The following is a 15,529-nucleotide window of genomic DNA, read 5'->3' as shown; positions in this document are numbered from 1 at the left end:
TGATAGATTAAAACTCTGCGGATTATGAAGGGCTGGATGGATTTGTAGAGGAATAGTGTTGAGGCTTTTTCTGCAAAACAGAAAAAATGGTGGTTTGAAAAATTATCTAATTTTTTATTGACTATTGGTTGGATTTTTTTATATTCGTTTCAAAATTCACAATAAAAATGTTAAAAAATTATGAAAAAAACTATCTTATTAGTTGTCTTTAGCTGTGTTACAATTTTTGGACAGAGTAGAAAAAATCAGTTCCAATTACAAACGAATTCCGACTCGCATACATTGTATATTTGTTTTTCTAAGGAAATAAAGGGTGATGATATTGTAAAACAGGTTTTGAATCAGAATCCTGAAATGGCAACATTTATAAAAGAAAATGGGATTTCTTTTACCCAAGGCTTAGGTTTTGATGATCGTAAACTGAATGAAATGTATGAAAACAGCCGAAAGAATAAAGCATCTGGTGAGTCTGTACAGAAACTTAAACGTATTTATAAAGTTCAGATCCCCAGTGAGGATAATAAAACTATCTTAAAACTGGCTGAAGCTTTTGAAAAATTTAAAGAGATCGAATATGCCTCTATTATAAGTAATCAGCCAATTAAACCACCTTTTACCACTGCATTTGTGATAACTCCTGATCTGGAAAACCTGCAGACCTATCTGAATGACAATCCGGGAATCAATGCCAAATACGCATGGTCAAAAGGAATCACAGGACAGAATATCCGTGTGCGTGATGTAGAATATGGGTTCTACAAAACCCACGAAATGCTTTCTAATCAAAACTCTATACAGCTTGAATCTGGTTATTCTCCTAATGCGGCATTAGCCAATAATAATTACCGTGACCACGGAACTGCAGTTGTGAGTATTTTAGGTTCTATAAAAGATAATATCGGACTTACAGGAGCTGCTTACAATGCTTCTGAAATAAAAGGTTATATGGAATGGACTACTGTGGGTTACAATAGAGTTTCTGCAGTAAGCAGATCTATTAATGCATCTCAGGCCGGAGATATTATATTATACGAAATGCAGACCGGAGGTGTTAATTCTACTGATCAAAATCCTAATTATGTACCTGCCGAATATGAAAATCTGATCTGGGATCTTACAAAAGCTGCCACTGATTCAGGTATTATCATTATCGCAGCAGCAGGAAACGGCAATCAGAATCTCAATGATCCATCCTATGCAAATTATACCAATAGAGGAAATAGTGGTGCTATTATTGTAGGAGCGGGCTACAATACTACTGAGCATTCAAGACTAGGCTTTAGTACTTATGGTTCAAGAGTTGATGTACAGGGCTGGGGTACTGGCGTTTTATCTGCCGGGTATGGATCTTATGCCAAATATGATAATGATGCCAACAGAACCTATATCATGTTCAGTGGAACCAGCTCAGCGACTCCTGTTGTAGCATCAGCAGCTATACTTATTCAATCTTTTTATTATCAGACTACCGGAGGATATATGACTCCGTCAGCAATGAAAAATATTTTGGTGAGTACCGGAATTCCTCAAGGTGGGGACCTGAGTACCAAAATAGGTCCATTACCGAATGTTAAAGCTGCAATATTACAACTTGAAGCAGCAACGCTTTCTGTAAAAAGCAATTCCCTGCCACCTTTAGAATTTGAAATTTATCCTAACCCTGCTTATCACTATATATCAGTTAAGAGTAAAGAAAAGGAGGATATTCATTTTGAGATTATTAATATGGCCGGACAGATTGTTTTAAAAGGTGAAATTTTGCCAAATGAAAAACTGGATATTTCTCAATTAGTGAAAGGTAATTATATTTTTAATGCAACTGAAGGCTCAAGAAGGGTTGTTGAAAAGTTTATTAAACTATAGCTTTTTTATTATATAGAATGTTAAGCTTGGATTTTATAATCCGAGCTTTTTTTCAAAAAAATTCACAGGCATTGGATTAGAAGTATATATTTATACCACACAAGAGTTCTTAGAAACGGTTAAAGAATATTTGGCAAGGAAAATGACAGAATAAGAGATTCTCAGGCGGTTAGTTACTCTATTTCTAGGCTATAATAAAAGTCCTATAATTTATATTATGTTAAATTGAATATTATTTTGGTTTCAAAGATTTACAGAACATGTCAGATTTCATTATTTTACACTTTCGATTATTGCACCAGATTTTCAAGTATAATAAACTCTCTATCCCACGTTTTAATCTCTTCTGCAGTTGCTTTTAATTTTTCCGGTAAATCATTTCCTTCGTTTTACAGTCTACAAAATAAATGTCGGATTAAGGAATCTTTATATTAAGCCTTAATCCGACATTTTTGAAAGCTGTTGTAAGCAGCTTTTTTATTTATTTAATTTTTCTAATTCGGGTAATTCTCTTTTATACTTTTCAACGTCCCAAACTAAATTCCAATTTTTAACATAATTAGAGATTGGATCTAAGCCAACTTCTGTTCTTCTTTTATCTACATTGTCTGGATCCGTTAAAGGTAAAACATAGTAAGTATTATTGCTTTGATTGATTCCTATTTGGCTTCCGTAGATTTGTTTTCTACCTTCCCGAATTTCTATTCTGTCAATTAACAAAGCTAAAGAACCTGGACTTGCATTTCCTTTTGTTACTGCTTCTTTCATCATGGGTAAATATTTTTTTTGCGTTTCCAGATCTGAATGTTGAATAACAAGAAATAATGCACTATTGGCTTGTGCACCTACTTTGTCTTTACCTACCCAGCCTTTTTCATCTAATATTTTTTTTACTTTTATTAAATTAATCGAGTCCTTCTGATTGGCTATTTTCCAAAGGTCATTCATTTCTTTAGAATTTTGGCCGAATTTTTTTTGAGTTTCACCCATTTGCATTCTATATTTCTGGTCTTCTTCAAGAATTGCCAATAATTCAGCCTGCAATGGCTTGTCATAATTTGCTTCTATGGCTGCTATTTTTTTCTCTAACTTTTCAATGGTTTTCCCCCACTCTTTTTTTGAATGCAAATTTTCTAAATCAGTATCAGAATTTAAGTGCTTTAGATTGGTCCAGCCTTTTTCTATTGATAAGTTCAACCATTGAAATGCTTGTTTTGTATTTCCCGCTAAAGAAGATGAACACGCACCATTATATAAGTGACTGGGATTTTCGCTTTCGATTTTAAAAGCCTTATTATATAAATCTGCAGACATTTTATAATCTTTTGATTCATATAATTGATTAGCTTCACTTATTAATTTTGAATATTCCTGAGCATTCACGTTTACGAATAAAAATAATAATAACAAAGTATAAATAGTGTTTCTCATGTTTTCTGTATTTAATTCTTAAATTTTAGATGGTTATTATTCTACTAATATAAAATTTATTTTGATGATTGGATTGTTAAGAGATCACAAAAAATAAATTATACTAGTTTTTCGTTGTATTAACGAATTTTTTTGTTTTTAAATTAAATCATCATATTGGATACCTATTTATAAGAATTTTCTTTATAAGTAAAACGGCATCTTCAAGTTCTTTCTCATTCTTTGAAGCAAAACCTAATCGAAAAGCATTCTCTTCTTCATCTATTTGCTTGATTTTCAATTGCGAATGAGTTTTCAATATATTAACGCTGTATAGATGTTTGAGCTGTATCCAAACCGACAAACCTCCGTCTGGTAAAGTAAAAGAGATATAAGGACTCAGATGCTGTTGCAAAAGTATATTCAGGTAATCTCTGCGTTGATGGTAAGTTTTTTTGGCTTTCTTCAGATACCTTCCCAAATCACCACTTTTAATCAATTCTGCTAATGCATTTTGCATATATCCATCCCCTCCTACATCAATTGCTTTTCTCAGAAGAACCGCTTCCTGAATGAAATTTTTAGGAGCTACCATAAAACCAATACGAATGGAAGAGCCCAATATTTTTGAAAATGACCCTATATAAATGACATTCCCCTTATGAGCTCCACTTGCCAAAGGTAGATATGGTGAAGAGGAATAATGATAATCATAATCGTAATCATCCTCAATAACAGCAAATGAATACTGATTGGAAAGCTCCAACAGTTTCATTCTCCTTTCAACGCTCAAAGTGACTGTTGTAGGATAATGATGATGAGGAATGAGGTATACAGCAGTTATTTTTTTCTTTTTACATATTTTTTCGAGAGCATTGATGTCCAGCCCGTTTTCGTCTACAGGAATTTCTATCACAGACGCCTTTGTTTTTTCAAAAGCACTGTTTGCCATAGGATATCCTGGTTTTCCGGCAATAATAATGTCTTCTGGCTGTAAAAGTAATTGAGCCGACAGATAAATGCTCATTTGGGCACCATGGGTAATCAATAGGTTATCAGCGGAGATATTCAGCCCTCTTGTTGAAGATAGATATCTCGATAACTCTTCTCTTAGTTTTAATGTACCTTGAGTTGTTCCAACAACTGCTTTTTTAATGCTAAAGCTTCTTGATGTATAACTGCGGTAAATTTTCAACAGTTCATCTATAGGAGAAAGCCGAATATCGGGATGTCCATCATCAATAAAAACCTCAGGAAGAGCAGTCAGTTCTTGTTGTGACGGATCTTTTTTTGATAGATGAAGCGGAAGATCAAAATTATTTTCATAGGATGCAAATGAATCTTGGGCGTTCCACTTTTGAGGTTGTAGAGTTGGAATATGTTCAGATACTCTGACCTGCTTTCGGGGAATAATCAAGATCCAATCCTGAGCATTGAGCTCTTCATAAGCAGCGATTACCGTCTTACGATGCACACCCAGTGTTTTTGCAAGTTCTCTGGTACCGGGAAGAGCCATTCCAGCCTTTAAATTACCATTTCTTATCGCATTAATAATAGAGATGGCTATCTGTCTGTAAACAGGAAGCTTTTTTTCTTTATCAATATTGATGATATGTTCAAACGGAAACATTCTGGACTACTCTATATGTTTAATCTGGTATACAAATGTAGTCCAAATTACCTATAATTTTGTCGTCTGAATCAAATAAATTTTAATTAAAATATGATAGCGGTAATATTTGAAGTCGTTCCTGAAGAAGGAAAAAAAGATGAATACCTGGATATAGCGAGATCACTAAAATCTGAGCTGGAAGTGATTCCTGGATTTATTTCGATTGAACGGTTTCAAAGTCTTGTAGATCCAAAAAAAATCCTCTCCCTGTCTTTTTGGGAAGATGAAAAGAGTATAAAAGAATGGCGCAACAGAACCACGCACAGGAAAGCACAACAGGCAGGACGGAATTCTGTGTTTGAAGATTACAGATTGCGTGTCGCTTCCGTCATACGGGATTATGGAATGTCTGAAAGACAGGAAGCACCTGCAGATAATATTTTTTAAAATAACAGTAAAAAAGATAAAAAATGATTACGTACCAAATTGAAGAAAAAATTGGAATAGAAGAATTCACCCAGGTGTTGGTAAACTCTACATTAGGAGAAAGACGCCCGGTCAACGAACCGGAAAGAATTACACAGATGCTGCAGCATGCCAATCTTATTGCAACAGCCCGGGATAATGGGAAATTGATTGGAATATCAAGATCACTAACCGATTTTGCCTTCTGTACTTATCTTTCAGATCTGGCTGTAGATGAGAATTATCAAAAGAAAGGCATTGGAAAAGAATTAATCCGATTGACAAAAGAACACACTCCAAAAGCTACATTGATTCTACTGGCAGCACCAAAAGCTGTAGGCTATTATCCTAAAATCGGGATGAAACAATGGGAACAGTGTTATATCCTGAACAATGTGGAGGATTTGAAATAAAAATACCCCGGAAAATAAGAAGACATGTACTAAAATTACATGTCTTCTTTTAAGTATATATCCGTTACCTGTTAAACGGATATTCATTAATCCAATGAAAACTCCTCTTGTTTAAAGGATAATCTTCCTTTTTCTTTCTTATTGTTTTTATTTTTACAGAATCACGACCCTTATTTCCAGTAAAAATGATACTATCTTTTTGAATATTGTAATGCAGGTAAGCATAGAGATCTTGTTGATCCACTTTACGCAGCATAAGTGTCTTTTTTTCAGTATCTATAACACTCTGAAACGCTTTAGTACTGTCATTGTTCAATATTACTTTTGTCCGGCTTGGAGAACTTATCAATATTTTTTTCCAGCCAATGGAATCGTTGCATGGTATTTCCTGGTTGTTTATGATAAATTTATCCACAATATATGCACCCTCCATTGGAACAGCCGGAGGTGTATAGAACAATGCTGATGAAGAACTCAATATGAAAAATGATACTACAAGCCATTTGAATACAATAACGGTAATACTCTTCCACTTTTTGTCGAATGTTCTTTTTTGAAAACGTAACTGCGATGGCTGATGCAAGATAAAAAAACGATATAAAGCCATTGCATCACCGCTTACAATAAAGAGGCAGAACAAAACAATATGACTGGAAAATATTTTAACCGGCACATCATAGAAAAAATTCAACAGAGCTACATTGATCATCACTGTCATGGAAAAAAGCGCACCAAAAGTTTTGGTTCTCCTGAAAAGAAGCAAAAGTCCACCCATAACTTCCAACAATCCGGAAACAAATGTATACCCCGTGGAAGCTCCCATCATAGTCCATACCATGCCCATTGGCGACATATCTCCAACTTTTTCTTCCAGTCTGCCAATTGAATTAGGAGGAAACTGCCCGTCGTGTAGTTTTGCAAAACCGTAAGAAAGCATTATCATAGCTACATAATAGCGTGCTACTACTACCGTAAACCAATGAAGATCTTTAAATGTCCGTTGTTTTTTATCTGCAATAAGTATAACAAGTGCAGCCACTACCGCTAAGCCAATATTTACAATCACTACCCAATAATCTAATGTAGTATCGCCACTGCCAGTCATTGTAATATACTCTACCTTCGTTTGCTGAAAAACATTTTTACACAACCACAAGACTCCACTCTTATGTATTCCTGCTAAAGGTGAAAACTGGGAAGTAAAAATAAAAAGATACACATAAGAAATAACAAACAAATGCAGAAAACGTAGTACAGCATTATGCTTTCGCTGATTGGGAAAAGCGATCGGTTTTGTATCCATATTAATAATATTTATTTAAGATAAGAAAGCTCGTATTAATCATATAAATTTTCAGATCGTTTTTGAAATATGTAGGTTGAAATTTAAAAGTATTATTTTACCTCAATTTTATGATAAGCAATCCATTGTTTGAGATTCCCCACCATTCTTTTTAAATGATCTTCATTCAGGAAAATATTGGTCCAATATTCAAATCTGTCGCACTGAACACTTATATAATAGTTCATAATAGCCAGACATGCGTACGGTAAAAACTTTTTTTCTTCATCATTAATTTTAGTGACAGTTTCATAGCCTCTTATGAAATGATCTGCTTTTGCCTCATACTCTTCTTGGTTCAAATGGGTTGTAAATAACTGAAATAGAAAATAAGAAATATCAAAGCATAAATAACCGTTCCCACAAAAATCAAAGTCAAAAAATGTGATTTCTTCTTCGTTATCAATGTGTAAATTATCAAACCACACATCAAGATGAACCGCTCCATATCTCATGTTCTGTTGGTCTGCATTTTCAAACTTTAGCGTTAAAAAATCGGAAAGGTTTTCTAAAAATTCAATTTCGGTAGTGTTTTTACTATAGAATTTTTTTGTGCTTATAACTGGGTTCTTGAGAAGGTTTTGAGCATTGTATGACATTCTCATCAGTTCGACATTTTCTGTTGATTGATGAACTTTAGCTAATGCCTGCCCAATCAGAAAGCTGGTTTCGGGTGAGAATTTTGCTGTCTTTATACCTTTAGCATATGAAAATAAAACGCCGAATCTTGTTCCTTCCGGAGCTTCAATTTCCTGGATAAACTTGTTGGATTGATCTGCTATGGGAAAAGCAACTTGTCGGTCTGCTTCTTTCAGATGGTTGAGAAGTCTTAATTCTTCTTGAATTTCTAATTCAGTTCGCCAATCATGAGTGTATACTCTAAAAACGTATTTGTTTTCGCCATTATGAACGATGTATAAATGGTTCATCGCAAGTCGGAAAATGCTGCATTCCGTTTTGTCGGTTAGTCCATATTTTTCTTGAATAAGTCGACCAAGTTTATCAGGTGAAAGTGTGCTGTTTATTGTCGGAAATTTCTCTGTCATGTAATTCTCGTTCGTAGCTGGTTATATAGTTTGTGCAATTTCGTTAACATTTTTCGATTTTACACGTATTACATCCATTTATTTAACTATTTCCTGCAATTCAACTTCTAAATCCTTCTTTTCCTTTTCTTTATAAAATTCAGAGTTTGCTAATGAAATATTGAATTCTTTGACAGTTGCAGAGTAATCCTGTTTTAGTAAGATTTTAGCCTTTATAATATTTAAATAAGCCTCTGAAAAATTTGGATAAGAATCTATGAGGATTTTCCAGGCCTGAATAGCTTTGTCATATTGCTTTTCATTATAAAATGCCCATCCTTTTCCATTTAAAATACCTAATGAAAAATTTAGATTAACACCGTAATTGGATCGTATTTCTTTATCCAATGATGATTTAATGCTTAAATCTGTTTGTTTATTGGAAATATATTTCGACTGAATGGCAGACCAATCTTCAAATATCTCGTAAAGAGCTGTATTAATAAGTAAACCTGGCGTTGCATTATGATCTGCTTTTTTAAACTCATATCCTTTCATATCCAGAAAGGGATTGTTAATTTTCTTAATGATGGAATCCATCTTCATGAAATCTTCAGGATAATCGTTTCCGATTCCATAGCGATAATATTTTTTTGTATGAAAAGAGCGCTTATTGAACTGGCTTATAGAATCTGTTAAGTCCACATTTTTCTGAGTAAAAAACGGACTCATAGAGATAATTGCATTCAAGTCATTTATTCTGGAATTCAATAATGAGGTTGTAAAATATCCATATCTGGAATGACCGATTAACACTCTAAAAGCAGAGGCTTTGTACGCTCTTTCAGCTAATGGGATGAGTTGTTCAAATATAAATTTTTCATTCTCCAGTGCAAGGCCGTTGGGATCCGAAATTTTATATTGTGTTTCAAGATAGCGGTATCTTTGTTCTGATTCAACGCTTATTATGATAGAGGAAGGAATCTGTTCATTACTTGTTAAATAGTCAATTGTATTGAGAATATAATGATTACTTCTTTTATTTTGCCTATCAAATACAATGATTAATGGGAATTTATTCCCGGATTTCTTTTGCCATTCTATGGGAACCATTACAGAAATTTTTTTCTCAAATCCCAGACTTGTTGATTTTAATGTTGTGTCTTTTAGTATTTTATATCTTTCATAGTTCTGGGCAAGCATTGAAGAAGTTGCTGAAGTGAAAATTAAAAGAAAGAGTAAATACTTTTTTATCATGGCAATTGGTGTAAATATCAGTTAAGACTCAAATGTACGGATTGTGTTTATATAAAATTTGCAATGATGATAATGTTTTTTCGATTTTACCCATAAAAAGCTCCAAAGTACAATGACTTTGGAGCTAAATTTAAATAGCTAACCTTTCGGCTGTTCTACTATTGTTTGGTGATTTTATTGAAAAAAGTATCACCTTTAAAGATATAGTCTCCTGAAGGATATTCAGTAAGATCGATGGTATTTTTCCCTTTTCTAAATAATATATTTTTAATGAGGTTACCATTATTATCATATAAATAAACATTTTCGTCTACTGAGGATTCCACGTTGATCACTCCTGTCGTTGGATTAGGATACGCGGAAGTTTTCGTTTTTGGGGAAACTTCTCTTGTTGACAGAAAACAGCCGGAAATATAGGAATCTCCAGTAATATTAAACCCTTTGTTGATCAGTTGGGCTCTCGCCAGCATCGCTTGCGGTGTAGAATAAACCAATCCTGTTGCATCTATAGTTCCGGATGTTATTGTTGAGTTCGCCCATGTAGGATTATTATTCAGAGCGATGAGAAAATTGCTGTAATTCGTACATGATAAGCCAACTTTTTTAAATCCAAAATAGATTGAATTCCAGCTGAAGTTCTGAAGCTTGATATTCCATGAAGAAATATCCTGGTCAAAATGCGAAGCACCTGCAAACATATTAAATCCGGCGAAATAATCAATCTTACTTACATCCCAGTTTCCGATGGGCTGATTGAATGATACTGCATTTTCAAACATATGCTCAAAATCTGTTACTTTACCTGTATTCCAGTTATCAAGCGGCTGATTAAATGCTTTTGCATTATAGAATGTATAGCGGAAATTAGTAGCATTTTCTGTATTCCATGAATTTAATGGCTGGTTGAAAGCTGTGGCATCTGCAAACATGGAGGAGAAATCAGTTCCGGATATTGTGTTCCAGGCAGAAATATCCTGATTGAAAGAAGAGGCAGAAGAAAACATGCTGCTGAAATTGGTTACTTTTGAGGTATCCCAGTTTCCAATATTCTGATTAAACAGCGTTGCTCCGCTGAACATACCGCTCATGTCCGTAATATGGTATGGATTCCAGTAAGAAAATGAAGTATGGCCTGTCAAAGATGAACAGTTAAGGAACATTTGTGATAAACTGGTTATCTGTGTCATATCTGGAGTATCTGCAGCTGTTACGTTAAGATTGGGACAGTTGGCGAATGCTCTGTCGAATTGCTGAAGCCATGTCGTATTTCCCCACTGGCTGAGCTCTATGAGTTCCTGATTTCCACCTGGAGGCATGATGTCGGTATTGGCCCTGAACCCATAAAATGATCCGTTACCGCTGGATACTTTTAATTCGTAAGTGGCCTGCAGAGGATCTGGATGGAATGATGGCCCAAAATATATGAGTAGAGGTTCATTGCTGCTAGAGGTTACATAATCAAACATTCCGTTATGCTCAGGATATCCTACTTCTTCCCAGTGAATGGTGTAATCGGTTCCTGTGCCACCGAACCTTATGGAATGATCGATAATGCCATTTGCATTGGGTTTCCAGATGGTAGTAAATTCATTCTGCGCATAGGAAATGCAAAATAAAAGAAGAAAAATGATTATTAGTTGTTTTTTACACATAAATTAAAAGAGGTTTTGTTAGGTTAAAATTGGTTTAATAAGACAATTAATTTCCCGGGATTCTTTATCTTATCTCTAATACAAAGGTACTTACGCACAGCGACAGAACTCGTCGTATTAAAAGTTATAACCTCTTTTTTTTAGTTTTTTTTGATTAATTTTTGTGTAAATAAACAGGGTAAAAACCACCCATTCTAAGATGGATTCTGAATAGATAACCTAAAAAAAATCTGCAGCTATTAATTCATAATAACTGCAGAAATGAGATTGATTTATATTGTAATTTTCACGCCGGCTGAAATATTAATTCCTGGAAGCGGGCTGAGAAACTTTAACTGAGAGTTCTGAAGCCTTGCCTCGGTGTTCAGCAGATTATTTCCTATAATATAATACTCCAGATCACCTATGCCTAAACTGTTGTCTTTATAGGCCAAACGTACATTTAGTAATGAGAATGCCGGCATAGGAAGCTCAGGATTGATATTCTTTCCTAAATATTTTTGTTTTAAATAGTGGTCTAAACTTACATTCATATTGAAGTTCTGTACATTTCCTTCCAGAGAGAATCCAAAACGGCTTGTTGGCATATTGGGCATATAATCCCCATCACTCCATTTTCTTATGGAGCTGTCGGCAACGCTTATGTTTCTTACCAGATCATAATATCCGCCTATCTCCCACTTTCCTATTTTTCCAAGATCTGCTTTATAAGCAGCTTCAGCTTCAATTCCATTGATTTCAGTATCATCAGAACGCCATTCTTTTACCAGAAAAATTTCTCTGGAAATCCCGGTGTGGGCAAGGTAAATATAATTTTTATAAGAAGTATTGTACCAGTTGGCGGATACTCTTAGGTTTTTCAGATTAAGTCCAGCCCCGATTTCAATGGTGTTGGCAGTTTCCTTATCCAGCTTGTCATCGCCATTTTCTTCTGTCAGGATCGCAAAATGATTGTTTCCTGAATAAAGCTCATTCACTTCCGGTGCTCTTTCTGAATGGTTATACTGTACTTTCAGATAGCCTTTTTTAAAGATATTCCATTGAGCAGAACTGTGAAATTGATGAAGGGTGAAATCTCTGTCGCTGAGTTTTCCGCCGGAAAGTCCACGGCTTCTGACATACTTACTATCAGCTTCCGCTCTACGTTGTACATGATCGTTTCTATACCCAAGATCAAACTGAATGATATTAAAATCAAGATGCTGCATCGTAAAAATTCCTATTTCTCTACTGATATTATTAGGTAAATATCTTTGACCACCAGTACCTTCCATATCTCTGTATTGTACTTCAAGACCCGTAGTTCCGGTAAGAAATTTCAATTTCTGCTGTGTGATTTCCAGACGGCCATTGTGCTGGTTTACAGCAAACTGATTGGCACGGTAACGATCAAGAAGTTCTGCGTTTTTTGAAAATACGCCCATATAATTCAGTTTGATGCTTGAAATTGGAGAATGGGTAAACTTGTAACCGGATTCAAACATGGCTTTATGAGATAAGCTTCTGATATTAATGGGACTATATTCTATTTTGGGCTGTGGTTTTCCATGGCTATGTTTGGGTATTTTAGGGATTGCATACCCGGGAACTCCAAAATAGGAATAAGAATTCTGATAAGCTCCTCCCACATACAATGATTTTCCAATATAACTGGTGCCTACATAAAATGAGTTGCTCTCTGAATGACTGTTGGGTATCACTCCATCTTTTGTTTCCACATAATCCTTGATTCCGTTTACTTCACTTTTATAACGGTCGTTCACGGCATCCTGACCAGGAACATACAGATCATTTTTTGGATTGGGATAATGTTTTCCGTCAGCAGGATTGTAATACGTAGAACTGAAGGTGTAAAGATCATCCTCAGAGAGTTCATATTCAATCATATGATCCTTGGCAAACTGGCTGATGTATGGGAAAAGACTCTTGTTGAGTACACGTCTCGAATTTACATCGATCTGGCACAACGACTGTAAGATACTGTTGAAACCAACAAGGTTCGGATCATAGCACCTGCTGTCTTTGGATTTTCCAGGAATTCTGACCATTTCCTGTTTCTGATTGGATGCTCCTACCGTCCAGACCCAGTTTTTAGCAATGACTCCTTTCGCTGAAAAAGCCTGTTTTTGTCCACTGTTGCTTCCCCCTTCAAGAAGACCTTTTACATTGATCTTTTTATCCGGCAATTGTCTGGCGATATAATCTGTTTCAATATCTATGGCTCCTCCAATAGCTTTTCCTCCATATAAAACTGATGCTGAGTTCTTATAAACGGTGATACTCTGAACATTGTTCATTTCTATATCCGTATTAAAATCAGGACTTATCCCGGAAAGATCATTCACTGCTGTTCCGTTTTCCAGAATTTTTACACGGTTTCCACTTAGACTTCTGATCACGGGAGCTCCGGAATTCGGTCCGTATCCAGAATTTTGAATTCCGGGAATTTTACTCAATGTTTCTCCCAATGTATTGGATTGAATAAAATCCAGCTTTTTTCTTGAAATATTTACAGTGTTATAATTAGTTTTTCCCTGTACTTGTACAGACTCTATGTCCTTTACAATCTTTTTTTCAGGGGTAATTTTCTGAGCTTTCAGAATGGATGGTGAATACATAAGTGTGCCACCCACCAAAAAATAAACAGTCCTTTTCATGTGCATATACTTTAATGATCCGGCAAAGCTAGAAAATTAAATTTATTAATGCAACATTGTTGCTTTATTGATTTTTTATTGAAAAGATTACTAAATGGATTTAAGTGTCTGAGAATAAATATTCTATAAGAGATTTCTTCGGTCTGTAAGGATATAAAAAAACCGCTCTAAAAAGAGCGGTCTGATTTTTTACTGTGAATTTGCTTGCTGATTAGCAAGTAGAACCGCACTCAAGTAATTTGATGTGGATTACACCATTAACAACACATTGTGTTTGGCATAAAGCGTTAGTTACAACAGTGCTTACACCGCCTACTACTCCACCTACTGTAGATCCTACGCCAGAAACAACACCTCCAACGATAGTACCTACACCGCCTACTACTCCACCAACTACACCTCCTAGTCCACCTAGAAGACCGCCGATTGGATCTAGTAATCCGTTACCTGAAATAGCTTTTAATTCGTTTCTGTCCAATTTTTTTAAGTTTTTCATAACTATAATTTTATATGATTATTACATCACGAATATATGAATAATAACTTTACAATTGCAAATTATTTTCAATAAATTAATTATATGTTTTTATTATTTAATATTTCATTAATATAAGTGTATTTTAATAAAAATATGATTATCACTTATATGTGATTGATTTTCTAAAAGTTAAAAATAATAACTCAATTTGTGGAATTTAGAGTTATTATTTTTGCATTAAATGCTCTTTATTGGTATTTATTTTTCAACACCTATGAAACCTCTGTAATTTGCCTATAAACAGACTTCTGGTAAGGTGGAAATTGATCATTTGAAGTCCTCAGATGGATTGATTTTTGAAAAAAAGAGAAAAGGAAGATAAAATTTGTGTTCTTCTTGTAGTAAAAACCATTCTGCTCATTGATAACGGAATCAAATTTTGTATTTTTGCTGACATACTTATATCAATGTCAGTTTTTTCAAATAATATACGCTTTTTAAGAGCCAGGAGAAAGCTCTCCCAACAAAATGTAGCCGATGAATTATTGATTTCAAGAGTTCGGTATTCAAAATATGAAAACGGAATTTCTGAACCTCCTATCGAGCTGTTGGTAAAAATCTCAAAATATTTTCATGTAAGTATTGACCTTATGCTGTCTGTAGATATTGAGAAGCATCCGATAGATGAAATGCTGAAGCTTCCGGACAACAGAATTGTTCTTCCGGTTGCGGTAGATACTCATGGAAATGATACGATAGAAATTATTCCTCAGAAAGCTTCCATGGGTTATCTGGAAGGTTATAGCGATATAGACTACATCGAAAGTCTTCAGCGTATTGCTCTTCCTTTTCTTACCAATGGAAAATACAGAGCTTTCCCTGCAGATGGGGATTCTATGCCTCCGTTCAGAAACGGGTCTTATATTGTAGGAAAATATGTAGAAGGAATCAATGAGTTGAAACAAGGCAAAACGTATGTTTTTGTTACCTTAAATGATGGAATTACCTATAAACGTTTTAAAGAAAGAAAAGAAAATGCAATCTCAGTAAGTGCTGACAATTCTTTTTATGAGCCTTATGATATTCCTTTTGAAGAAGTAGTGGAAATCTGGCAGTACGCTTCAGGAATTTTCCCTGAAGATTTTGAACCGGGCGATTATGAAAGCTACAATTTTAAAGAAATGTTCCGTGAACTGAGACAGGATATCAGAGATCTTGACAAAAAGGTTTCCGGACGTCGCCGTAAGCAATCTTAAGATGTAAAATACTTATATTATAATATCTACTCCCGGTTATACAGCCGGGAGTATTTGTTGATATGACATCTTTTTCTAACAGCATTTGATGTGATATTA

The 15,529-nt window shown here is 34.7% G+C and carries 12 protein-coding genes; 4 read left to right on the top strand and 8 right to left on the bottom strand.

Annotated features, from left to right (window positions below; translation table 11 throughout):
- The first annotated feature begins 180 nt into the window (after positions 1–180).
- Complete coding sequence (locus ACMA47_RS13375; protein WP_413930165.1) at positions 181–1,863, top strand: S8 family peptidase; 1,683 nt, start codon at positions 181–183, stop codon at positions 1,861–1,863.
- Positions 1,864–2,340: 477 nt separating this feature from the next.
- Here ACMA47_RS13375 and ACMA47_RS13370 read toward each other — a convergent pair whose 3' ends face one another.
- Both ACMA47_RS13370 and ACMA47_RS13365 read right to left on the bottom strand, forming a co-directional pair.
- Positions 2,341–3,294 (bottom strand): DUF6624 domain-containing protein, encoded by a 954-nt coding sequence (locus ACMA47_RS13370; RefSeq protein ID WP_413930164.1) that lies wholly within the window; start codon positions 3,292–3,294, stop codon positions 2,341–2,343.
- 151 nt (positions 3,295–3,445) lie between these two features.
- Complete coding sequence (locus ACMA47_RS13365) at positions 3,446–4,903, bottom strand: PLP-dependent aminotransferase family protein (protein WP_413930163.1); 1,458 nt, start codon at positions 4,901–4,903, stop codon at positions 3,446–3,448.
- Positions 4,904–4,996: 93 nt separating this feature from the next.
- Between ACMA47_RS13365 and ACMA47_RS13360 the strand changes: the two genes are divergently transcribed.
- Together ACMA47_RS13360 and ACMA47_RS13355 are read left to right on the top strand one after the other, a co-directional pair.
- Entirely contained in the window at positions 4,997–5,332 is a 336-nt protein-coding gene (locus ACMA47_RS13360) for an antibiotic biosynthesis monooxygenase family protein (protein ID WP_413930162.1), read from the top strand.
- Between the two features lie 23 nt (positions 5,333–5,355).
- Positions 5,356–5,763 (top strand): GNAT family N-acetyltransferase, encoded by a 408-nt coding sequence (locus ACMA47_RS13355; RefSeq protein WP_413930161.1) that lies wholly within the window; start codon positions 5,356–5,358, stop codon positions 5,761–5,763.
- Between the two features lie 64 nt (positions 5,764–5,827).
- Here ACMA47_RS13355 and ACMA47_RS13350 read toward each other — a convergent pair whose 3' ends face one another.
- From ACMA47_RS13350 to ACMA47_RS13325, 6 genes are all read right to left on the bottom strand, one after another.
- Positions 5,828–7,066 carry a hypothetical protein gene (locus ACMA47_RS13350; protein WP_413930160.1) on the bottom strand — a complete coding sequence of 413 codons (1,239 nt, stop codon included), beginning with the start codon at positions 7,064–7,066 and terminating at the stop codon, positions 5,828–5,830.
- Between the two features lie 92 nt (positions 7,067–7,158).
- Positions 7,159–8,151, bottom strand: a complete 993-nt coding sequence (locus ACMA47_RS13345) for a phosphotransferase (RefSeq protein ID WP_413930159.1) — start codon at positions 8,149–8,151, stop codon at positions 7,159–7,161.
- A gap of 78 nt (positions 8,152–8,229) precedes the next feature.
- Positions 8,230–9,387, bottom strand: a complete 1,158-nt coding sequence (locus ACMA47_RS13340; RefSeq protein WP_413930158.1) for an alpha/beta hydrolase-fold protein — start codon at positions 9,385–9,387, stop codon at positions 8,230–8,232.
- Between the two features lie 158 nt (positions 9,388–9,545).
- Positions 9,546–11,039, bottom strand: a complete 1,494-nt coding sequence (locus ACMA47_RS13335; RefSeq protein ID WP_413930157.1) for a BspA family leucine-rich repeat surface protein — start codon at positions 11,037–11,039, stop codon at positions 9,546–9,548.
- 272 nt (positions 11,040–11,311) lie between these two features.
- The gene (locus ACMA47_RS13330; RefSeq protein ID WP_413930156.1) at positions 11,312–13,696 is read right to left on the bottom strand and encodes a TonB-dependent receptor; all 2,385 of its coding nucleotides are present in this window, start codon (positions 13,694–13,696) and stop codon (positions 11,312–11,314) included.
- Positions 13,697–13,907: 211 nt separating this feature from the next.
- Positions 13,908–14,192 carry a bacteriocin-like protein gene (locus tag ACMA47_RS13325; protein ID WP_413930155.1) on the bottom strand — a complete coding sequence of 95 codons (285 nt, stop codon included), beginning with the start codon at positions 14,190–14,192 and terminating at the stop codon, positions 13,908–13,910.
- Between the two features lie 449 nt (positions 14,193–14,641).
- Here ACMA47_RS13325 and ACMA47_RS13320 point away from each other — a divergent pair, with 449 nt between their 5' ends.
- On the top strand, positions 14,642–15,430 hold the full coding sequence (locus ACMA47_RS13320) for an XRE family transcriptional regulator (protein ID WP_413930154.1): 789 nt from the start codon (positions 14,642–14,644) through the stop codon (positions 15,428–15,430).
- Positions 15,431–15,529: the final 99 nt, after the last annotated feature.

Source organism: Chryseobacterium sp. T20, from assembly GCF_047345655.1.
In the GTDB taxonomy this organism is placed as follows: Bacteria; Bacteroidota; Bacteroidia; order Flavobacteriales; family Weeksellaceae; genus Chryseobacterium.
This window is presented reverse-complemented; position numbering and strand designations above follow the sequence as displayed.

Bases quoted from the DNA above. Each gene is read 5' to 3' on its own strand.
- ACMA47_RS13345 (WP_413930159.1), bottom strand. From the start codon at position 8,151: ATGACAGAGAAATTTCCGACAATAAACAGCACACTTTCACCTGATAAA.
- ACMA47_RS13360 (WP_413930162.1), top strand. From the start codon at position 4,997: ATGATAGCGGTAATATTTGAAGTCGTTCCTGAAGAAGGAAAAAAAGAT.
- ACMA47_RS13325 (WP_413930155.1), bottom strand. From the start codon at position 14,192: ATGAAAAACTTAAAAAAATTGGACAGAAACGAATTAAAAGCTATTTCA.
- ACMA47_RS13355 (WP_413930161.1), top strand. From the start codon at position 5,356: ATGATTACGTACCAAATTGAAGAAAAAATTGGAATAGAAGAATTCACC.
- ACMA47_RS13340 (WP_413930158.1), bottom strand. From the start codon at position 9,387: ATGATAAAAAAGTATTTACTCTTTCTTTTAATTTTCACTTCAGCAACT.
- ACMA47_RS13365 (WP_413930163.1), bottom strand. From the start codon at position 4,903: ATGTTTCCGTTTGAACATATCATCAATATTGATAAAGAAAAAAAGCTT.
- ACMA47_RS13370 (WP_413930164.1), bottom strand. From the start codon at position 3,294: ATGAGAAACACTATTTATACTTTGTTATTATTATTTTTATTCGTAAAC.
- ACMA47_RS13330 (WP_413930156.1), bottom strand. From the start codon at position 13,696: ATGAAAAGGACTGTTTATTTTTTGGTGGGTGGCACACTTATGTATTCA.
- ACMA47_RS13320 (WP_413930154.1), top strand. From the start codon at position 14,642: ATGTCAGTTTTTTCAAATAATATACGCTTTTTAAGAGCCAGGAGAAAG.
- ACMA47_RS13350 (WP_413930160.1), bottom strand. From the start codon at position 7,066: ATGGATACAAAACCGATCGCTTTTCCCAATCAGCGAAAGCATAATGCT.
- ACMA47_RS13375 (WP_413930165.1), top strand. From the start codon at position 181: ATGAAAAAAACTATCTTATTAGTTGTCTTTAGCTGTGTTACAATTTTT.
- ACMA47_RS13335 (WP_413930157.1), bottom strand. From the start codon at position 11,039: ATGTGTAAAAAACAACTAATAATCATTTTTCTTCTTTTATTTTGCATT.